This is a genomic window from Parapedobacter brassicae, assembly GCF_051400755.1.
In the GTDB taxonomy this organism is placed as follows: domain Bacteria; phylum Bacteroidota; class Bacteroidia; order Sphingobacteriales; family Sphingobacteriaceae; genus Parapedobacter.
Window position 1 is genome coordinate 198,074 of record NZ_JBLFFL010000003.1, and the last position, 22,023, is coordinate 220,096.

A 22,023-nucleotide genomic window follows, 5' to 3' on the forward strand; every position below is an offset into this window, starting at 1 on the left:
ACGATTCAGGCAGCTGCCGACGAAGCCTCGGAATTGGGAGCAACGCGAACCGATTCCAGCTGAGGAGCAGCTGCCTGTTCCATCCCCTAACCCTACCAAACGATTCAGGCAGCTGCGGACGAAGCCTTGGAATTGGGAGCAACGCGAACCGATTCCAGCTGAGGAGCAGCTACCTGTTCCATCCCCTAACCCTACCAACGATTCAGGCAGCTGCCGACGAAGCCTCGGAATTGGGAGCAACGCGAACCGATTCCAGCTGAGGAGCAGCTGCCTGAATCAAACAAATCCCTATCTTTACGGCACATGCGGGAATCATTCGATATCATTGTCATCGGCAGCGGCTTGGGCGGGCTCGTCTGCGCCACGATCCTTGCCAAAGAAGGTCTCAAGGTATTGATGCTCGAGAAGAACAACCAATACGGGGGCAACCTCCAAACGTTTGTTCGCGATCGTTGCATCTTTGATACGGGCGTGCATTACATCGGCGGACTGGAAAAGGGGCAAAATCTTTATCAATATTTTAACTACCTCGGAATAGCTGACAAACTCCACCTTAAACGCATGGATAGCGATGGCTTTGATATCATTTCTTTTGATGACGATGCCCGCGAATACCCCTATGCACAGGGTGGGCACAACTTTGTGGCGCAGCTCAGTCGCTATTTTCCGAACGAGCGCGAGGGTATCGAGCGGTTTTATGCCAAGATGAAAGCGGTGTGCCAAAGTTTTCCTTTGTACCGGCTGAACGCTGAAGAGACCTACCGATGGGATGAACAGACCCTGGGCTTAAAGGTCAGTGAGGTCATCAACAATTGCACCGCCGACCCCAAACTGCGGGCAGTGTTGGCTGGCACTAATCTGTTGTATGCCGGAATGGAAGATAAGACACCGTTCTACGTACACGCGTTATCCGTCAATTCATATATCGAAAGTGCTTGGCGGTGTGTCAATGGCGGAAGCCAAATCGCGAAGCTGCTGATCAAAGCGTTTCACAGGCATGGCGGAAAGGCCATGAAATATAAAGAGGTGGTGCAGTTTCATATCGAAGCGGGTTTGCTTCGTGCAGTATCCACCGCGGATGGCCACACGTATGAGGCCACCTCTTTCATCTCGAATGTAGACCCCAAGAAAACGCTGGACCTCATCGGCGACTATCCCATACGCAGGTCGTATTCGGCACACATCCGGCAGGCTGAGAATACCATCTCTTCCTTCAGCTTGTACATTGCACTAAAGCCAAAACGGCTGCCTTACCTGAACAAGAATTTTTACCATTTCAGGGATGCCGCCAGTGTATGGAACAACATTCATTACCGCACGGAGGACTGGCCGACGGGTTACATGGTATCGATGAATGCGACGCGCGACAACGATCAGTGGGCGGAAGCGATGACCGCATTTACCTACATGCGCTACGATGAGGTCAAAGCTTGGGAGGGCACGCACAACACCGTGGCGGATACCGGATACCGGGGTGAAGGCTACGAACAGTTCAAACGGGAGAAAACCGAAACGATGCTCGATGCGCTGGAAAAAAAATTCCCGGATCTCCGCGCCCATATCCGGTCGACATACGTGTCTACCCCACTGACGTACCGGGACTACATCGGCAGTGAGACCGGCGGCATGTATGGCTTCGTAAAGAATGCCGACCAACCGCTGAAAAATCACCTTCCCTCCCGCACGAAAATAAAAAACCTGCTGATCACCGGACAAAGCGTCAATATGCACGGCATCCTGGGGGTCACCATCAGTGCGGTACTCACCGCCGCCGAACTCTTAGGCAAAGGATATCTGCTCGGCAAAATCAATCAGGCCAATCAACATCAATTCGAAACTTCTGACAGGTATGGCAACATTTAATCTGAAACCGCTGGAACGCATACAACCCATTTCGAAAGAAGCATTTACCAGCCAATATTACCGTCCGCAGCGCCCGGTACTCATCGAGCATCTCACCGATGCGTGGAATGGCAAATGGACCCTGGATCACATCAAGTCACTGGCCGGCGACCAAACCGTGCCACTGTATGACAACAAGCCCGCCCAAGGGAAGGAAAGCGTATACGAACCGGTGATGGATATGCGATTTGGCGATTACATCGATTTGCTGAAAAAGGAGCCTACCGATCTCCGCATCTTTTTTTATACGCTAAAAGACCATTGTCCACAGCTCCTAGATGACTTTGAATACCCTGACATCGGCCTGAAGTTTTTCAAACGGTTGCCGGCACTGTTTTTCGGGGGTGGCCGCTCGAAGGTTTTTGCGCATTATGACATCGATTTGCCCGATAATTTACACATCCATTTCGAAGGCCATAAGCGGGTGGTGCTTTTCGGACCCGAACAGAGCAAATACCTGTATAAAGTTCCATTTGCCATTCATAACATCGATAAAATCGATATGGACAATCCGGATTTCGAACGTTATCCGGCGCTGAGGCATGTCCAAGGATACGAAGTGTACATGAAACACGGCGACGCACTGTACATGCCCGGCGGCTGGTGGCATTACATCACCTATTTGGATGGTGGATTTTCCATGACGCTGCGTGCACTACCCCACACGCCTAAGCGGTTTGCCAATATGCTGTATAACGTCTTTGTCATGCGCCTGATTGACAATTCCATGCGCAAAGCAAGGGGCCAAAAATGGCTGGATTTCAAAGACGAATGGGCCTATAAACGGACGCAGCGCCTCCTACTTACCCGTCAGGAACTTATGTAATTTGGGTGCAATGACCGCGGCGCAATATGGATTCTGCGGATGGTTATTAAAATAATCGTGATGATAATTTTCGGCTACATAGAACGGCTTATCGGGGGAAATTTCCGTCACGATCGGATCATCATAGACATCATTCGTCGTCAACTCCCGAATAAATTCCTCCGCTTCGACTCGCTGTTGATCATCGTGGTAAAAAATTACTGAACGGTATTGGGTACCGACATCATTCCCCTGCCTGTTGAGTGTAGTAGGATCATGTGTCTTAAAAAACACCTCCAACAGCTTCCGATAAGGGAGAACCGTCTCATCGTATTCGATTTGTACCACTTCTGCATGCCCGGTGGCCCCTGTGCAGACCTGCTCATAAGTAGGGTTTTCACGCTGTCCGCCCATGTATCCCGGCAATACGGTATCTACCCCTTCCAATTGCTGGAAGATCACTTCGGTGCACCAAAAACACCCGCCTCCAAATGTTGCTTTCATTTCTTGTTTTGTTGATTCGCTAATTCGCCTTCGGCGTTATGCCGATTATTATGTGTCACCTAAATCAATACAGACTTTCTCCGTCGATCAAGAGATCCTGCCGCTCGGCATCGCACACCGCATACGAAAAGCCCTTTTGCAACGAAAAAGCGCCGTACTCACCGCTTTTGTTCATGGCCAGAAATCCGACCTGTATCCTTTTGGCCGTATCGGGTTTCTTTTTGATGATGCGCTCCACCGCTTGGCGGCATGCATCGCGCGGCGATAACCCCTGCCGCATCAGCTCGACAACCAGAAAACTGCCTACCGTGCGGATGACCTCCTCACCTACACCGGTGGCCGTGGCGCCCCCCACTTCATTATCGACATATAATCCGGCTCCGATAATGGGGCTATCGCCCACCCTGCCGTGCATCTTGAATGCCATGCCGCTGGTCGTACAGGCGCCGGACAGGTTGCCTGCGGCATCCAATGCCAGCATCCCGATGGTATCATGATTGTATTGATTGCCGGGCAGTCGCGCTGCCGGAAACGACTTATTCTCGATATTCATGACGGGCTCATATTTTTGTTCCTTAAGCCAATCTTTCCACGCCTTTTCGCCTTCGGGTGTCAGCAACACCTCTTTTTCGAAACCCTGCTCAAGCGCAAATTGCAGGGCACCTGCTCCCACCAGCATCACGTGGGGTGTTTGCTCCATCACCGCGCGGGCCACCGAAATCGGATGCGCGATATGCTCCAACGCAGCGACGGCACCGCAATTTCCGGACTCATCCATAATACAAGCGTCTAACGTGACATGGCCATCCCGATCGGGATAGCCCCCCTTGCCCACGGTCGTGTTAGTCAAATCGGCCTCGGGTATGCGGACGCCGGCCTCAACAGCATCCAACGCCCGGCCGCCAGCCTTCAAAACCGTCCATGCAGCCTGGTTGGCTGCTACCCCGAAATTCCAAGTGGAAATAACGATCGGTTTGTTGGCTGCAGCGATGCCATTCACCCCGTTGGCTTGAGCGGCCGATAAACCGCTCGTGGAGAGCAACGAGATACCCGCCGCCCCTGTTTTGATGAATTCTCTCCTATTAATCATGTATGCCGTTATATTTGATATTAAAAATACCTATTCGATGAGCGGTTACGCAGCAAAAAAAGCAAAAGTTATTGAGTTTAATGCTGCGAATGCGTATTTATGCGGTAATTTTAGGATTTATCATCAATTTTATGTTAAAAAATTGTACCCTAATGAATTTAACGCTATTTTAGACCGAAACTTATTCGATCATGAAAACCTGCCGTACAGCTGTAATAACCACATTTTGCTTTCTTTTTGGGATTACATGCTCCGCAGAAATTGCTTTGCCAGATTCTGCTGAATATAAAAAAATCATGCACATAGCCGAACAGACTGCCGAGCGATATGCGCCGGATAAACGGACGGCCATTGTTGAATTGCACGTTTCGGACGATGCCTCGGGTACTTATCAACTCGTCACAACAGAGCCGGACGCCCCCGCGTATTTCAATCGTTTATTGGCCGAAAACCGCATTCCCAATACAAAAGTAGCGATAAATTTATTGCCCGACAGCAGTGTAGCGGAGAATGTTGCAGGAATCGTGAACCTATCCGTTGCCAATCTGCGCGTTGCACCGCGCAATCAGGCCGAGCTGGCTTCTCAGGCGCTGCTGGGCACACCGGTAGATTTGCTTCAAAAGGCGCATGGCTATTATCGGGTGCGTACACCGGAAGGGTATATCGCTTGGGTAAGTACTTCATCCATCGCCCCGAAGTCCACCCCCCAGCTCGCAGAATGGCAAGCCGCAAAAAAGGTGATTGTAGTCAACGATTTCGGGCACGCTTATTCGGAACCGGACCAGCAATCGCTCCGGGTGTCCGATTTGGTGATGGGTGATTTGTTGATGACGACCGGGAAATCCAGGGGATTTACACACGTACAATACCCCGACGGACGAAGCGCATACATCAAAAACGACTTAGTCCGTCCGTTTGACAAATGGCTTAGCGCCCTGAACCCCGCCGCCGAGAACATCTTAAAGACAGCCAAGACCATGATGGGTCTCCCCTACCTTTGGGGCGGCACCTCGGTAAAGGGTGTCGATTGCAGCGGCTTCACCAAAACGGCTTATTACATGAACGGCCTCATCATTCCGCGAGATGCTTCGCAGCAGGTATTGGCCGGTCAACCCGTTGAAATCCTCACGGCGGATACGTTGGATAGGGAGAAGGCACTTCAGCAACTACAGCCCGCAGATCTGCTCTTTTTTGCATCGGGCAACGGTCGCCGTCCGGATGCGCGCATCACGCATGTGGCACTATATCTGGGAAATGGCGAATTTATTCATTCGTCTGGAACGGTGCGGATCAGTAGCATGCTGAAGGGCACGCCCAATTATGACGATTTTGAAACACGTACGCTGGTGGCCGCCCGCCGATATATTGGACAGCACACCGAGGGACTTCAACCCATTGCACAACACGACGCCTACACACCAAACTGAAAATAACAACCGATTACACCATGATCGTACGTAAAACTGGAAAATTCACCCTTCGCTACCGCCCTTATACCTTGGCGCTTAAGCACGTGTTCACCATTGCGTCAGGCTCACGCAATACCACTCCGGTAGTCCTTACCGAACTGGAATATGATGGCATCACTGGGTACGGGGAGGCTTCCATGCCACCATATTTGGGCGAATCGCATGAAAGTGTGTTGGCTTTTTTGGATCAGGTAGACCTCTCGGGCTTCGCCGATCCGTTTCTAACCGACGATATCCTCGGATACGTAGACGCCATCGCGCCAAAAAATACGGCGGCCAAGGCCTCCTTGGACATCGCCCTGCACGACCTGCTCGGCAAAATCATGAATCAACCCTGGCACCGGATATGGGGCTATGACCCAGCGAAAGCACCCAACACCTCATTCACCATTGGCATCGACACGGCTGAGGTGATACGACAGAAAGTGCGGGAGGCCGATCCGTACAAGATACTGAAAGTAAAGCTGGGGTTGGACACCGATAAAATGATGATAGACACCATTCGGGAGGTGACAGACAAGCCCCTCTGCGCGGATGTAAACCAAGGGTGGAAGAAACGGGAGGAGGCATTGGAAATGGCCCATTGGCTGGCTGACCGGGGTGTCGTTTTCCTGGAGCAACCCATGCCCAAAGAACAACGTGATGACAATGCTTGGCTAACGGAAAATAGCCCCATTCCCACCGTCGCAGACGAAGCCGTCCAACGATTGGAGGATGTACGCAACGCACATGGTGCCTATAGCGGCATCAACATTAAACTCATGAAATGCACCGGCATGCGTGAAGCACATAAAATGGTAGCACTCGCCCGTTCGTTAGACATGAAAGTGATGCTCGGCTGCATGACCGAGACTTCATGTGCCATCTCAGCCGCAGCGCAACTTTCGGCCGTTGTCGATTGGGCGGATTTGGACGGTGCATTGCTGACCAGCAACGACGTGTATTGCGGTATGGAAGTTAGAGATGGGAAAGTGATCCTTCCCGCCAATCCGGGTATCGGCATAACACCTTTATCATAACGAATAATGAATTGAATTTCTACACTAAAACCAAACAACGAATGAAGAAGCGATTACTTTTTACTGCATGGCTGATGTGTTGTGGATTGATTTCCACCGCGTGGGCCAGGCAATCATCCGTCACGGGTAAGGTGACGGATGCCTCGGATGGGTCACCACTATCGGGTGTTACCATCACGGTACAAGGCACCAACACCGCTACGGCCACCGATGCCAACGGTAGCTACAGCATCACTGTACCGGGCGGTGATGCTACGCTGGTCTTTCAACTCATTGGCTACAGCACCCAGCAACTGCCTGTGGGTAGTAAGAAGGTCATCGATGTCAGTCTCGAATTGGCCACCAGTGCACTTGATGAGGTAATGGTCGTAGCCTACGGCACGACGACGAGAGGTTCTTTTACGGGCTCCGCGGCGACTGTCGGCGGCGAGGACCTGAAAGATGCCTCCACCGTCTCTTTTGAAAACGCGCTGTTAGGAAAAATGCCCGGTGTACAGATCACCAACTCGTCCGGACAGGCAGGCGCCGCTCCCAGCATCCGCATACGGGGTATCGGCTCCATGAACGCATCCAATGAGCCGCTGTACGTGATCGACGGTGTACCGGTGGTGTCTGGCAGCGGCGGACAGATGGGTGATTATCTGTATACTTCCAATAATGTCCTGAACTCGCTGAATCCGGCCGATATTGAATCGGTGACGGTATTGAAGGACGCTGCTGCTGCTTCCTTGTACGGTTCGCGTGCGGCAAACGGTGTGGTTGTCATCAACACCAAAAGAGGTAAACTCGGCAAACCCACCATTAATCTGCGGTCTTCCGTTGGTTTTACACCCAGCTGGGCAACGGACAACTATGAAGCTGCAGGCGTGCAGGAGCAGGTCAATATGCTTTATCAGGTGTTCCACGATTATCGCACGTCGGCCGACTGGACGGAAGAGGAAGCCAACGCGGATGCGTTGAATCGCCTGAACGGCAAATTCAATCAACATGGTTATTATTTCGAAACCGACGGAACCGGCCTATACGAAAACGTGCATATCAAAGGCATGACCGATGGATTGGTCAACCGGGAAGGTACTTACTACGACTGGGAAGACAGGCTATTCAGAACCGGCATGTACCAAACCAATGACCTTTCGTTCAGCGGGGGCACCGAAGACACCAAATACTATACGTCGCTTTCGTACACGAAAGACAAAAACCGCGTGGTACTCAGCGATTATGACCGCCTCGCGGGCCGTGTAAACCTGTCCCAGAAGGTGGGCAAGCATGTAGAGTTTATTTCCAATGTCAGTGTGTCAAACAATCAACAGGAGGGCTACAACGATACCCGCAACCTGGGCGGCAACTATTACCTGCAAACACGGAACCTGCTATGGCCACTTTACTGGCCCACCGATTATAAAACAGGGGAACAATTGACCGCCCGATATGGCAGCTATGGCTATAATGCGGAATATCATGAAAAGGAATGGGACAACAGTTCCAACACCCTTCGGGTATCGGCAAACGAAACCCTGAACGTTCATTTGCTGCCCGAACTGAACATAAAGTCAGTCTTTTCTTACGAGAACAACGCTATCAAAGACTATATCTACTATAGTGCCAATCACTATAATGGTGCGGCCAGCAATGGGACGGTCAATGAAATCAGTACCATCGAAAAGAAACTCGTGTCCTCGACAACCGCCAATTACAGCAAACAATTCGGACTACATGGTTTGAATATCCTGGCAGGTTTTGAAGCTGAAAAGAACCAGACCGATTTCCAGCGCGCTACAGGGACGAACCTTCCATCAAGTTCACTCCCTTCAGTTGCGACGGCTGGCGAACTCACGGCCAATGCATACAATTGGGGTTACAACATGATGTCTATCCTCTCCCGGGCAGAATACAATTATGGCCAGAAATATAATGCATCGGCTTCCTACCGCCGGGATGGATCGTCACGATTAGGGCCGGAGAATCGTTGGGGCGACTTTTGGTCTGTCGGTGCCGCCTGGACCATCAGCGAGGAATCGTTCATGGAAGATGCAACCGTCTTCAGCAACCTGCGATTACGGGCATCTTACGGCATCAACGGTACGCAACCCTCCTCCAACTACGGCTGGAGATCGCTGGTAGGATACACCAACCGATATATGGAGAATGCAGGTGGTTCGATCAACTCCTTGGGCAACGAAGACTTGACCTGGGAGACCAGCTATTCCACCAACCTGGCACTGGAATTCGGCCTGTTCGACAACCGGTTGTATGGCACCGTTGAATATTTCAACCGTGACTCAAAAGACCTGCTTCAAAATGTTCCCATCTCAACGGTCACCGGATTCGGTTCGATCCTGCGGAATATCGGGGAGGTAAACAACCGAGGCGTGGAGATTGACCTGGGATATGAGATTCTCCGCGAAGGTGATTGGAAATGGAGTGCTTCCGTCAATGGATCGTTTATCAAGAATAAAGTGGTGGCGCTTTATAAGACCGAAGGCGAAGAAGGGAACGGGGACATCATCTGGAGTGACCCCACCGGGGGCGACGCCAGAGCACAGTTCATTTATCGCGAAGGAGAGTCCATGCTGAGTTTCTATGGATTTGAATGGGCAGGTGTGGATGCCGAAAACGGGCAGAACGTGTGGTACGTCAATGATCCAAAGAATCCCGACGGAGATTTCCTCTATAACGGCCGGGGCGCGACATACAGCTATTCGGCAGCCCAGCGTATCATACTCGGCTCTGCAATGCCAACGGTTGCCGGCGGCGTGAATACGGATGTATCCTACAAGGGTCTTTCCTTGGGATTGAATTTCATTTACAAAATCGGGGGCTATCTCTACGATGGCGCGTTTAAGGATGTGGCGGACGACGGCTACTATTGGGAGCGGATACGTGCACAGTACTATTACGACCATATGTGGACCGAATCCAATCCCAACGGTTCACTGCCCAAGCTAAGTGGCAACGACCTAACGGATCCGATGCAGCACAGCAGCCGCCAGATGTATGACGCCAGCTTCCTGCGGCTGAAAAATATCAATTTGGCATACGCCATCCCGGCACAGGTAGTGAGCAAAATCGGGGTTGCCAATGCAAGGATTTACTTCAACGGCACAAACCTGCTGACCTTCTCTAAATATAAGATCGCGGATCCCGAAGTGAATCAATATGGCACGAGGGGTTGGGAGACACCCTACGCAAAAACGTACACGTTTGGTGTCGAGTTTAGTTTTTAACGATTAAAAAGTATTCCAATGAAAACAATAAATAAGCTATGGATAGCGCTTTTGGTGGTTATCTGTTGGTCCTGTGAAGGCTTCCTTGACGTGGCACCCAGCGATTCCGGAGATTCCAAAACATCCATAAAAACAGCAGCAGACGCCCAAGTGATGATCAACGGCGTCATGCGGGGAATGAGCAACTCAAACTATTACGGACGGAATTTTGTCATGTACGGCGATACGAAGGGCGGAGACATGACCATTTTCTCGCAGGGCCGGGGATTGGACGCGCTCTACACGTTCAATCATACGGCTTCTTCCAACAACTACAGCGGTTTCTGGACCCAACTATATGATGGCATCCTCCAGATCAACAATCTGCTGGAAAATATCGAGGCGATAGAAGCTACAGGAACCAATGAGGATTTCAGCAACCACAAGGGGCAGGCCCTGACCGCTCGGGCGATGATCTATTTTGACTTGGTTCGTCTTTATGGAAAGGCTTACACCGATGACCCGACAGCATACGGCGTGCCCAATGTAACGACCACGCTCGAAGCTTCCGCCCAGCCCTTGCGTGCCACCGTTGAAGAAAACTACGCCCAGATCTTGAGCGATCTAGCATCGGCGGCTCCCCTGTTGCCTAAAGCCAAAAACAATGGCTACCTGAACTATTATGCCAACAAAGCACTGCAAGCGCGGGTAAATCTGTATATGGGCAATTACGCGGCGGCGCTCAGCGCTGCGGAAGAGATCATCAATGACGAAGTATATGAATTGTACACCAATGATGCCTGGGTTGATTCGTGGAAGTCACAGTTCGGCTCCGAGTCCATATTCGAGTTGGGTATCTTCCCCAACGAAGGCGACCTGGGAAGTGCATCTTTGGGCTTTTACCTGAGGCGCAGGGCGCACGGTGCTTCCACTGCCGCCGGATGGTTTATGGCCAGCGACTACTACCTTGAGCGCTTGGGTGACGACGAAGAAGATGTGCGCTGGGGCGTGATGGCTCAAGATGAATCAACCGATCCACACCTAGGCGCATGCTACAAATACAGCGGCAGTGTAGCTTTGGAAGGCGATGGCAAATCCACTGCATCAGCGGTAAACATTAAAGTGATCCGCTTATCTGAAATATACCTCATCGCTGCGGAGGCCGCATTGCCAACCGATCCCTCGAAAGCTGCGGATTACCTGAATGAGATCCGCAAACGATCGCCCAACCTGGCTCCAGCCACCGCGGCGACTGTGAGTGTGGATATGATCCTCGATGAACGGAGTAAAGAATTATTTGCCGAAGGGCATCGCTTTTTCGACATGATCCGCTTGGATCAGGAGATTACCTTCAATGATGAATTTGCGGGGATAACGCCTCCTTCACGACCCAAAACCATCAACAGGGGTTTTTATAAGACCATCCTGCCGATTTCACAAGATGAGATCAACGCCAACCCGGGGATTGAGGACCAACAGAATCCTGAATATTAGACAAAGCAAGATTACATACGGGATAAACCAAACAGGGCTGCCGATTCGCTCGGCAGCCCTGTTTTTTCTTGTAAGTTATGTGTATTTAAGGGACTTCAACCGTCTCTGCCTCGTCTAATGCCTTCGTGGTGAGATAATATTTGGCAATCATATTTGGCACCTCCCATTCGGGCATGGTTCCCGACTGGAGGAATCCAAGGTATTTCTCGGTCACCTGGGCAAAATGATCTTCGTGTGTGGTGACGAGCGATGGGTCTACCGTGATTCGGTAGCGCCCTTCGCCTACCTGCTCAAAAGCCAGACCAGCATAGGTGCTACTCAGCGCTTCAATGGCTTTTTTAAGTGTGCTTTCAAAGGTTTGTACGTCCCGCTCTCCCGTAGATTCTACATACAATACGGGTTTGTATTGCTCCTCCTCACCCTGCCGGATGATCAGATTAGCAAATTTTCCGCGCATGATGGAATAATGGGTATCTCCGGCGCCCTGTGGCGCCTGGAAATTCCAGATAACGGATACCTTGGCATGAACACCCTTCAACGTATAGTTGATTTCACCGTTGGAAAAGACGGCCAAGTTGCCCGTGCCATCCACTGCGCCCGACAAAAATGAGGGCACCGCTTTCAGTCCCGTCGAGCGGGCAAACTGCTCAGGGGTGACGATAGTCGACCACCGTTTAGCTCCTATCAGCGCTATATCCTGCTTATAGTCAATTGTCTGATCAGGAAAACTCTCCCATTGTACCAGGTCTACCAAATGTGTAGTCACATCGACCAATCCCTCCCCTTGCTGCTTGGTATCATAAAACCATGCCGGCCGTATCAAGGGCTTGCCGGAGACCTCCTTGAAAAAATGATGTACACTTTCTTTGGTAATGGCCGGTGTATCGGGACTGCCCGTCACCAATCCGCCAAAGAAATCGGCTTCTTGTGACAGCGCTTTCTGAAGCATGGTATTGATCTCATACCGCTCGGTCATGATGTCATAAAGCAAGACGCCGTTTTTCGACGCGTTGGCAAATGCCTGCTGCAATTTTGAAAAACCGTCCTGATTGATGGCCATTGGCTTATCGGCTAATACGTGCAGTCCAGCATCGATTGACTGCGTGATGTAGTCGATCTTATGCTGATTATTGCCCGCCAACACCACCACATTGCCTTTTCGCTCCGCCAGCATTTTCTCAAGAAAGTCGTCCCCTTGATATACGACCTCTTCCCAGCGAGTAGGACTGTCCGCACGGGCGTTATATTGGTCGATTAGCGCCAAGTGAGCATCGAGCTCCGAGCCCTCCGGGGCATAGACGTGCACCACGCTATCCACTTCCGGATACATGGATTTCTGTACCAGCGCGGCATGGAAGTGCCCCGGCGCCACGGTAATCAACCGGATATCCTTTTGTTGCATATTCCTCTGTTGCGGCTGGCATGCAGCAAAGCACCCAACCGCCAGCAAACCAATCAGTCCTATTTGTCTGTTCATTCAATTTACGCTATAATCTCAACACCACCGATCACCCCATCACGACCAACAATTATCCCTTGACATACCCCGTACCATAGGGAAAACGCTGCGGCCGCGATAATAGTGCATTTGCTTCGCGGTCTCCAATGAATTTTTCGCGTTTTGCATTCCAACGCAGCCGGCGGCCGAGCTTCAAGGCGGCATGAGCGACGAGACAGGCCGATCCTGAGCGGTGCGCTATTTCGACATGGCTGATGGTCTGTTTGCCATCGCGTATGCATTCCAACCAATTGGTGTGCTGCTCGGGGCTTTCATAAAGCTTGATTTCATTGTCGCCGATGACCGATTGCAAGATCTTGGGATCGCTCGCCTTGAACGCCTCATTAGCCTCTCCGCCCGCCGCGCCGGGGTCAGATGCGGTGACGCCCACGTTTCCACGCGACACAAAGATCCAGCCTTCTGTTCCTTCAAAGCGCACACCATTGGGGTTTGCACCGCTGATTTGCATGACCACATCGTTGGGGTACAGCATTTCCACTTCGAAATCACCGTGCACGTTCCATAGGCCGGAGGTGGGGAAGGTGGCCCTGCCCTCGGCTTCCAGTGGCCCGATCAGTTCGGCATCCAACCCCCAATGGGCAATATCAATATGATGCGAACCCCACCCCGTGATCATGCCCGCACCGAACTGTTCGCAGCGCAGCCAACCCGGGCGATCATAAATATCCGTCTGGGAATGTACGCGGTCCAATGTATAAGGAACCAACGGCGTAGATCCCAACCAACGGTCATAATCGAGGTTTTCCGGCACCGGCATCTCTGCCGGATTGCCACCCGCTGGGTCGCCCGGGAGCCCAATGACAACCCGTTTGATAATGCCGATACGGCCGTTGCGCACCAGTTCGCAGGTACGCTTGAATTGAGGCCAGGGATTCATGGATCGTTGCTGGCTTCCCAGCTGAAACACGATGCCTTTGCGGGATACGGCATCGGCCATCATGCGCCCTTCTTTAATTGTGAGCGCCGTGGGCTTTTGCAAATAAACGTGTTTGCCCGCTATCGCCGCTTCCATGGCCGGTTGAGCGTGCCAGTGGTCGGGCGTACTGATCACTACTGCATCCAGGTCTTTGCTGGCGATCAGCTCGCGGTAATCGCCATATGTTTTGACATCAACGGGTGATTTTCCCCCGTTTTTTTTCGCCATTTGCTCTTCCAACCATATTTTACCTGCGGCCGCCCGATTGCGGTCTACATCGGCGACGCCCACTATCTGCACGTAATCATGTTTCAGTACTTCGGGCAGGTCATGCGACTTGGCGATCCGGCCAAAGCCGATTTGGCCGACATTGATGCGGTTGCTCGGTGCATTCTTTCCAAATACCGATGCGGGCACGATGGTAGGGAAGACCGATGCCGCCATTAGCAGTGCCGATCCCCCGGCCGTCTTCTTAATGAAATCCCTTCTGTTCAGTTGGTTACCTTGTTTGTCCATTTCGTTCATAATTGATAAAAATCAGATTAACGCTCCCTTACCTCATCCTGCGGGCTGGTGGCGTATGCCTTGCTGTAGTCACGCTTTCCCCCTTTTTTCACCACTGACGCGATGCCACCGAGGATATGCTTTCTAAACTCTTCGTCCATGTAATCATTCTTATGATGCCCCAGTGACGTATACCAAGACCGTCCCCCGTCAAATTCGTGGCACCATACCGAGGGGAATACATCGCCGAATGTATCCAACCGCCCAGGATTCTTTCCCTGCAGGGTTGTTGCGTCATTGACGGCAATGACGTGTAGGTCGACGCTCAACTGCTTCAAATAGTAAAACTCGTCACCTTTGACGCGTACCCATTTTCTTGGTAAATGGGTTACAGACGGATGTTTAGCATCCAGGATATTAACGGTAAAGGGCTGGAATTTGTCGTGCCAATAAAAGGTAGCGCCTAGCAGTTGTTTGAACCACTTCCACTGCCGCTCGGTGCCTGATGCAGAATGGATACCCACAAAACCGCCTCCCGCCTGGATATAACGCATCAGCGCCACGCGTTGCGCATCCGTATCAAACACAACGTTGTTGGTATTCGAGAACACCAACGCATCATACTGTTGTAGATTGTCATCAGTGAATACTGATGGATCATCTGTAACATCCACCGAAAAACCATGCTCTTTGGCCATTTCTCGCATCGCGATGACCGAATTTTCGATATTGTCATGTACAAATCCCTTTCCATTTTTGGTATAAACCAATACCTTTACCCGCTTCCAATTGACGGATTGAGCAAAGAGTGTGTTGGTCGCCACTGCCATAAACAATAATAGGCTGATCGACCGGAAAACTAATATAAACTTCATATGATCTGGAAAATAATAATGGTTAACAATCTCGGATCTCACTGCTTAGCAAACGCCTGCCAGATTTGTTCTGCTTCATCCGGCGACAAGGTACCATCAAAAACCACTAGTCGGTATCGCAGGATATAGGCATTTCCTGCCTTTAATACCCAATCCTTATTTTTGGTAGGCGAAAAATTAAAGAACTGATCGCCCCTGCCGCCATTGGCATCTTCAGGCCATATCCGTACCGGTTCTGGGAAATTATAGTTTTCAGGATGTGAAAGGAAAAGTATACCCCCTTCGCCACTCCCGAGTTTACCGGACATGATGGCCCAGCGTTCCAGCGAACCATCAGCATCTTTGCGTGTCTTTCCGCTGGAGGTCAGTACACCGCTGTTGGTATTGGTCCATTCCGCTGTAGCCCTGAATCCGAGTCCGGCATAGCGGTATTCTTTCAAGATCACATCCACATCCGTCGCTGGCTTCAAGGTGGATTGTATATCACATTGATACCGGTTTGCATCCAATTGGGACACTGCAACCTTCCAATTTTCCCTGATGACCACCGTTTCTGTTCCGCCATCAAAGATGACATGGTCGTGCACCGCGTCAAATCCGGCTTTTTCGGCATCGTGGAATGTATCCTTAAACTCCACGAAGCGCACCGTGCCTTTTTTATCGCCGATGTTCCAAAGGTCATATAACTTCCCCTTGTACTCCACATGCGTCCACGGATTCCACAGACCGTAATGATGATAGTGGTCCGCCGGTTGGATATTGGTGAGCACCTTACCCGCGGGCGTCTTCAACGGATGGATATAACCGGCACGGCCATAAGCGGCGTCTACCCCCGCGGGAGGAGCCTTGACGGTATACCGGTAAGTAAGCAATGCCTGACCGGCAGGATTTTTCAACACCAGTTCATCCGGCCCTTTGTCTACCGAATAGAGTTTATCGTTGCCTGTCGGTTGCCCCCGGACAGCACACCAAGCGACAATACATAGCGAAAAAGCGGTCACAAACGTCTTCAACATGCGTAATGATAGATTTATAACGGCAGCCAAGCTAACCATAATGGCCTAATCCTGGCATAAAGTTACCGAAAAACCCGGCGATATTAGTATAATAAGAAAATCAATAGGCCTCGATAATTACAATTTAGCGATTTAAGCGCTATTCAACCGTTATACTAAAATGACGTTTCTCTTGCATTCATCCGCGCTATGCCGCGAAGGATGTTACTTTTTCGGTACTGAAACGGCATCATTACCTCAATGTAATAAGTATCTTTGGCTGACATTCGATCATCATGAGCAACATCCATAAATCCTGCGGTTGGCTGCCAGCCTTATTTTTTATGTATAGCGTTACCTATGCACAGCCAACTGATGTACCTGGTCGCGTCAAAAACGCCCTACCCGCTATTGACAGCATCTACCAGGCCTTTGCTTCGAAATACCACTCCCCCGGACTGGCATATGCGATCGTCTACGGCGGCGACCTCATTCACATGGGTACGCTTGGCTACACTGATATCGAACAAGCGCTTCCCGTGACACCTCAATCCGTCTTCCGTATCGCATCGATGACCAAGAGTTTTGTGGCGGCGGCCATCTTGCAGTTGCGTGATAGCGGACTCTTGCGATTGGATGATCCGGTTGTCCAATACATTCCCGAGCTGGAGCATCAACGCCCGCTCACCACCGATGCCCCGCCGATCACCATCAGGCATTTGCTGACGCATTCAGCCGGATTCCCCGAAGACAATCCTTGGGGCGATCGCCAACTGGAAATCAGCGACGAGGAGTTCATGACGCTTATCCAAGACGGATTTACATTTTCGAATGCTCCAGGAATCGCCTATGAATACAGCAACACCGGCTACGCACTGTTGGGCGAGGTGATCAAGCGGGTATCCGGCCAGCGCTATGACACCTATATCAATACCAACCTCCTGCAACCCTTAGGAATGAATAACACCTATTGGGAGTATACCGAAGTAGCGGATAGCGTATTGGCCAAAGGCTATCGGTGGGTAAATGACCAATGGGTGGCGCAACCGATGCTGCATGACGGGGCCTATGGCGCCATGGGCGGACTGATGAGTTCGCTGGAGGATTTCGCCAGATACGCGGAGCTCTTCCTCGATGCCTCGCCGGCCCGTGACGAGGAAGATGGTGGTCCGCTCAAGCGTTCATCGCTACGGGAGATGCAGCAGCCGTGGACGTTCAACACCCTAACAGATGGAAATGGCTGCCCAACAACCTCCGCATATGGATATGCCCTCCGGTGGACACATGACTGTGCCGACATCACCACGGTAGGTCACAGCGGCGGTCTACCCGGATTTGGCAGCAATTGGTTGATTCTGCCCGACTATGGGTTGGGTGTCATTTGCTTCAGCAATGTCACCTATGCGCCGGCAACCTCCGTGAACATGCAGGTGGTCAAACACCTCATCGATCAGTCTGGCCTTGCACCGCGTGAGGTGGCGGTAAGCGCCATTCTTAAACAGCGGCAAGCAGACCTGATGCGCTTACTACCCGATTGGGAGGGCGCTGAAAACAGCGACAGCTTCGCGGTCAATTTCTTTCTGGACAATTATATTGATATGCTCCGTGCGGAGAGCAAAGCGATCTTCGCTAAAGCCGGCAAGGTACTCAAGGTGAACGAGATCGTCGCGCAGAACAACCTGCGCGGGACGTTTGTCATCGAATGCGAACACCACGACATTGCCGTCTATTTTACCCTAAGTCCCGAACGCATACCGCGCATCCAGGAGTTATCCATCCGGATAGTGATCGGTGATCAGTGACCAGTCACTGAATATTATTCTTTAACGCTTCCCGTGGCGGAGCTGAAAGGTCAATGAGATACCCATTGATCACTGCATAGACCGGTTTGCCATCCTTGGCCAGGAAGAAGTTGGCCGCCGTGCCCAGATGGGGCGACCCCGCTTGCGGTTCACTTTCTACGAAAACGACCAATGGGATGCCATGAAGCCCCTGCGTCCCGTCCGCAGGTTCCTGCGCGAGGCGCACGGCAAAATAACCTTGTCGCAACAGGTCCATCGCCTGCTCCATAGATAAGTCTTCCAGGCGCTGAATGGGTTGGGGATAAATCTTGCCCGGCAGGAAGTGCAGCCCTACGGCGTCCAATTCATCATAGCCATTGGCCTCCCGAAGGTCACCCACATCGGCAATACGCCCCTCCACATAATAGCTGGTGTCTACCGTTTGTTCGTTTCGCACGATCGTGAGATCCACTTGATAATCCAGCGAATCTCGGGATACCGCAACGTTTCGCAATACGAGGTCGGACAAATTGGATTCGCTGAAGGGTATCGCCTCATACTCGGCAATGTCGTATTGGGCATAACTGCCCTGAGCAATCTCAATCAGCGAATTCAGGATGATGATAAAATTGAGCTTGCGGATAAATTGCTTTTCCGGATCGCCTTTGTACCCACCTGCTTCGATCAGTACGGTACTTGCTCCCCAGCTTTGGAAATTGTCGCCGAACGCCCTTGGCGAGTAGGTGTCATCGTATTTGGCCACGCCATCGGGCACATACCCCTGCAGGATACGGTTCATCCCCGCGGCAATCTTCATGGCATTGCCACGCACATCGTTGATATCCCGCTCGGCATTATATGCGGGGGCCAGCAGGGCGATAGTCACCGGATTGGATGTGCCCGGCACATTGTAATAGATGTTCATATCGTGCAGGTTGAAGCCATACTGAGGTTGCACCGTCTTCGCCGCATCAATCAGTAGGCGCCCTTCTACCGTGGCACCGACCCGCGCGTCACGGTTCAAATCGACATCCATGGCATTGCGGCGGGTATAAACATCGGCCCCATCGGGGTTAAGCATGGGGATGAAGTAAAGGCTTGTCTGCGTTTTCAATAGGTTGCGTATGCTGTCCATGCCGTCTCCCTGGGCCTCCAAAAAATTGAAAAGGTCCATCAGGGCCATGGTAGCGGTCGGTTCGTTGCCGTGCATCTGCGACCAAAGCATCACTTTCTTGGCTCCCGTACCATATTTCAATTGGTAAATGGGTTTCTTCAGTACCGAAAGGCCCAATTGGGTCACCTCGAACGTACTCCCCCCTTTACGTTTGAGGATAAGCGGTTCGATGTCGGCATGTTTGAAACGCCGGTGCACAATAGTCGGTTCGCGATAGGTTTCAAAGGCCTTGGCCAACATCGCCGTATCCGGCACGTAGGCATCGCCATCCCATCCGGTACCTTGGCAGGCAGCCGAAACCAGGATGGAGGCAATCACGTAAAAAAACTGCTTCATGCTTTTGAGAATATATTTTCCAATAGCGTAATGCTTCCGCTTCCGGCATCCATGCGCACCCGTCCGCCGACGGGCAGGATAAACTGTTCGTCGATATGCCCAATCAACGCACCCTGGTAAGCCGGTATACCCAATGGTGCAATGTAATCGCCCAATATCTGTTCCAATGTCAACGAATTAGCCGGGCTTTCTGCTCCACAGTCGGTACACTTGCCAAAAATGAATCCATTGATCTTGCCCAGTGCGCCGGACAACGCCAGCTGACTGAACATGCGATCAATGCGATACGGTTCTTCTCCGATGTCTTCTACAAACAGGATGCTGTCTTCAAAATCAGGAAAATATTTAGAGCCTGCGATGCCGGTAAGCACCGTCAGATTTCCACCGAGTAGCCGACCTTCGGCCACGCCGGGCGTGATGGTTCGCACCACATCGCTTATATGCGTGGTGGCGCTGCCTCCCCGTTTCAGCAGGGCATAGTCCGGTGATTGTCCGTTGAAAAACAGCTGCTCAAATTGGCTGGTGACCATCGGCGTCCAAGGGCTGTTGGCCACCGCGCCATGGAACGTGATTAGCCCTGTTTGCGTATAGATGGCCTGGTGGAAAGCGGTAATGTCGCTATATCCCAGGAAAATCTTGGGATTCCGGGCGATCAATCCATAATCCAACTTATCCAATAACCGCGCAGCGCCCGAACCACCCCGTAGGCATACAATCGCCTTCACAGTCGGATCGCTAAACATATCATGCAAGTCGGCTAAGCGCTCCTCATTCGTTCCTGCCAGAAAACCATATTTTTTGCCCACATTCGCCCCCCATTTGACACGAAGCCCCAGCCGCATGAAATTTTCGTCAGCGATGGCGTACCCCTTGTCATCTACCAACGCAGATGAGGGCGTGATGATCCCCACGGTGTCTCCCCTGCGGACCAAGGGCGGGAAAATGGTCGGTAAGCGTCGGGATACGGCATTTGGAGCGGTACTCGTCAGGGGCAGCGAGGCCATTCCCACACCCAACGTTTTGATAAATGTTCGTTTATCCATGTAACTCATGCAGATTTTATCGGTTAAATAACAGCCGCTGTCCGCTGCTATGCTCGAGCAGCTTCCCGCCTTCGTATACCAAATTGCCTGACACAAAGGTATGCGTAATGGTCGATTGGAAGGTATGCCCTTCAAAAGGCGACCAGCCGCACTTGGATAGGATGTTATCGCTCTTAACGGTGTAGGGCTTGTTCAGATCGACCAGTACCAGATCTGCCCAGTAGCCTTCGCGGATAAAACCGCGTTTATCGATCTGAAAGCAGGTGGCTGTATTATGCGCGGTCTTTTGCACCAACTGTTCCAGCGTCAGCTTCCCGGCATGGTACATGTCCAGCAGCGCCTGCAAGGCGTGTTGCACCAGCGGACCGCCCGATGGTGCCTGCAAATAAGCCTGTGATTTTTCAGCAAACGTATGCGGGGCATGGTCCGTGGCGATCACGTCTATCCGACCATCCAGCACGGCTTGGAGTATTCCAGCACGGTCTTCCGCAGTTTTCACTGCCGGATTCCATTTGATGAAATTGCCTTTTTCGGCATAATCGGCATCGCTGAACCACAAGTGGTGAATGCAGGCTTCAGCGGTAATCCGTTTTGCGGCAAGGGGTATATCCGGGGCAAACAGATCGGTTTCCTTGGTGGTGGAGATATGCAAGACATGCAAGCGTGAATCGTATTTCTTGGCTAATGCCACCGCTCGCGAAGACGAGATATAACACGCTTCTGCCGAACGGATCAGCGGATGCATATCGGCAGTCAAGTCATCACCATGCATGGCCTTATATCGTGCCAGATTTTGCCTAATGGTTACTTCATCTTCGCAATGCACAGCAATCAGCATGGGCGCATTGGCAAATATACCCTCCAAGGTGTTTTCATCGTCTACCAGCATATTGCCGGTAGAGGACCCCATGAATACTTTGATACCACATACCTCACTCGGATTGGTGCGCAGCACTTCATCGAGGTTGTCATTGGCTGCACCCATGTAGAATGAATAGTTGGCCAACGACTGCTTGGCCGCAATATCAAACTTGTCTTGAAGCAACTGTTGCGTAAGCGTGTTGGGCACGGTATTGGGCATTTCCATGAAGGAGGTTGTCCCGCCGGCCACTGCGGCACGGCTTTCATGCCAAATATCGGCTTTATGCGTCAGGCCGGGTTCACGGAAATGCACTTGATCGTCTATCAATCCGGGCATCAAGTGCAACCCTTCAGCGTCGATTTCACGATCTGCTGGTTTAGCAATCTGAGGAGCGATCTGCTCAATGACCCCATTATTCAGGTATACATCCGCAACCAACTGAACGTCTTCATTGACGATAATGGCTGACTTGATGAGGGTAGTTGGCATAGGATATCTTACGTATCGTTAAATTGTTCTTACAAACAAA

At 51.5% G+C, this 22,023-nt stretch carries 17 protein-coding genes; 8 read left to right on the plus strand and 9 right to left on the minus strand.

Features of this window, described 5'->3' with window-relative positions; all coding sequences use genetic code 11:
• The 3 genes from ACMGDE_RS10160 to ACMGDE_RS10170 form a co-directional block, all read left to right on the plus strand.
• Positions 1-260 (plus strand): hypothetical protein (locus ACMGDE_RS10160; protein WP_436832675.1); only part of this gene is annotated, 260 nt, incomplete at its 5' end.
• Positions 261-303: 43 nt separating this feature from the next.
• Positions 304-1,863, plus strand: a complete 1,560-nt coding sequence (locus ACMGDE_RS10165) for a phytoene desaturase family protein (RefSeq protein WP_436832676.1) — start codon at positions 304-306, stop codon at positions 1,861-1,863.
• The gene (locus tag ACMGDE_RS10170) at positions 1,850-2,728 is read left to right on the plus strand and encodes a cupin-like domain-containing protein (protein ID WP_436832677.1); all 879 of its coding nucleotides are present in this window, start codon (positions 1,850-1,852) and stop codon (positions 2,726-2,728) included. The genes ACMGDE_RS10165 and ACMGDE_RS10170 overlap by 14 nt, the downstream gene beginning before the upstream one ends.
• On the opposite strand, the gene msrA is transcribed toward ACMGDE_RS10170, so the two are convergent.
• Positions 2,702-3,211 (minus strand): peptide-methionine (S)-S-oxide reductase MsrA, encoded by a 510-nt coding sequence (gene msrA / locus ACMGDE_RS10175; protein ID WP_436832678.1) that lies wholly within the window; start codon positions 3,209-3,211, stop codon positions 2,702-2,704. The two genes, ACMGDE_RS10170 and msrA, sit on opposite strands and share 27 nt — an antisense overlap.
• Positions 3,212-3,275: 64 nt before the next feature.
• Entirely contained in the window at positions 3,276-4,301 is a 1,026-nt protein-coding gene (locus ACMGDE_RS10180; RefSeq protein WP_436832679.1) for a glycosylasparaginase, read from the minus strand.
• Positions 4,302-4,597: 296 nt separating this feature from the next.
• On the opposite strand from ACMGDE_RS10180, the gene ACMGDE_RS10185 reads away from it, so the two are divergent.
• From ACMGDE_RS10185 to ACMGDE_RS10200, 4 genes are read left to right on the plus strand one after another with little or no spacing between them, the layout of a single operon-like run.
• Positions 4,598-5,728 (plus strand): C40 family peptidase, encoded by a 1,131-nt coding sequence (locus tag ACMGDE_RS10185; RefSeq protein WP_436832680.1) that lies wholly within the window; start codon positions 4,598-4,600, stop codon positions 5,726-5,728.
• A 20-nt stretch (positions 5,729-5,748) separates the two neighbouring features.
• A complete protein-coding gene (locus tag ACMGDE_RS10190; RefSeq protein WP_436832681.1) occupies positions 5,749-6,789 on the plus strand; it encodes a dipeptide epimerase in 1,041 nt (346 codons plus the stop codon).
• A 41-nt stretch (positions 6,790-6,830) separates the two neighbouring features.
• Positions 6,831-10,016, plus strand: coding sequence for a SusC/RagA family TonB-linked outer membrane protein (locus ACMGDE_RS10195; protein ID WP_436832682.1), 3,186 nt, complete (start codon positions 6,831-6,833; stop codon positions 10,014-10,016).
• 18 nt (positions 10,017-10,034) lie between these two features.
• On the plus strand, positions 10,035-11,489 hold the full coding sequence (locus tag ACMGDE_RS10200; protein ID WP_436832683.1) for a RagB/SusD family nutrient uptake outer membrane protein: 1,455 nt from the start codon (positions 10,035-10,037) through the stop codon (positions 11,487-11,489).
• A gap of 85 nt (positions 11,490-11,574) precedes the next feature.
• Here ACMGDE_RS10200 and ACMGDE_RS10205 read toward each other — a convergent pair whose 3' ends face one another.
• Genes ACMGDE_RS10205 through ACMGDE_RS10220 form a run of 4 tightly spaced genes read right to left on the minus strand, consistent with a single transcriptional unit; the run spans position 11,575 to position 16,319 of the window.
• On the minus strand, positions 11,575-12,966 hold the full coding sequence (locus ACMGDE_RS10205; RefSeq protein ID WP_436832684.1) for a putative oxidoreductase C-terminal domain-containing protein: 1,392 nt from the start codon (positions 12,964-12,966) through the stop codon (positions 11,575-11,577).
• A 52-nt stretch (positions 12,967-13,018) separates the two neighbouring features.
• Complete coding sequence (locus ACMGDE_RS10210) at positions 13,019-14,440, minus strand: Gfo/Idh/MocA family protein (protein WP_436832685.1); 1,422 nt, start codon at positions 14,438-14,440, stop codon at positions 13,019-13,021.
• Between the two features lie 26 nt (positions 14,441-14,466).
• Positions 14,467-15,303, minus strand: coding sequence for a ThuA domain-containing protein (locus ACMGDE_RS10215; protein WP_436832686.1), 837 nt, complete (start codon positions 15,301-15,303; stop codon positions 14,467-14,469).
• 38 nt (positions 15,304-15,341) lie between these two features.
• A complete protein-coding gene (locus ACMGDE_RS10220; protein ID WP_436832687.1) occupies positions 15,342-16,319 on the minus strand; it encodes a DUF6807 domain-containing protein in 978 nt (325 codons plus the stop codon).
• A gap of 275 nt (positions 16,320-16,594) precedes the next feature.
• On the opposite strand from ACMGDE_RS10220, the gene ACMGDE_RS10225 reads away from it, so the two are divergent.
• Complete coding sequence (locus tag ACMGDE_RS10225; RefSeq protein ID WP_436832688.1) at positions 16,595-18,100, plus strand: serine hydrolase domain-containing protein; 1,506 nt, start codon at positions 16,595-16,597, stop codon at positions 18,098-18,100.
• 4 nt (positions 18,101-18,104) lie between these two features.
• Here ACMGDE_RS10225 and ACMGDE_RS10230 read toward each other — a convergent pair whose 3' ends face one another.
• The 3 genes from ACMGDE_RS10230 to ACMGDE_RS10240 are packed head-to-tail and all read right to left on the minus strand — an operon-like array spanning position 18,105 to position 21,983.
• Complete coding sequence (locus ACMGDE_RS10230) at positions 18,105-19,589, minus strand: M14 family zinc carboxypeptidase (RefSeq protein WP_436832689.1); 1,485 nt, start codon at positions 19,587-19,589, stop codon at positions 18,105-18,107.
• A complete protein-coding gene (locus tag ACMGDE_RS10235) occupies positions 19,586-20,632 on the minus strand; it encodes a S66 peptidase family protein (protein ID WP_436832690.1) in 1,047 nt (348 codons plus the stop codon). Before ACMGDE_RS10235 ends, ACMGDE_RS10230 begins: the two co-directional genes overlap by 4 nt.
• 16 nt (positions 20,633-20,648) lie before the next feature.
• Positions 20,649-21,983: a dihydroorotase gene (locus ACMGDE_RS10240; RefSeq protein WP_436832691.1), complete on the minus strand. Its 1,335-nt coding sequence runs from the start codon at positions 21,981-21,983 to the stop codon at positions 20,649-20,651.
• Between the last annotated feature and the right edge of the window lie 40 nt (positions 21,984-22,023).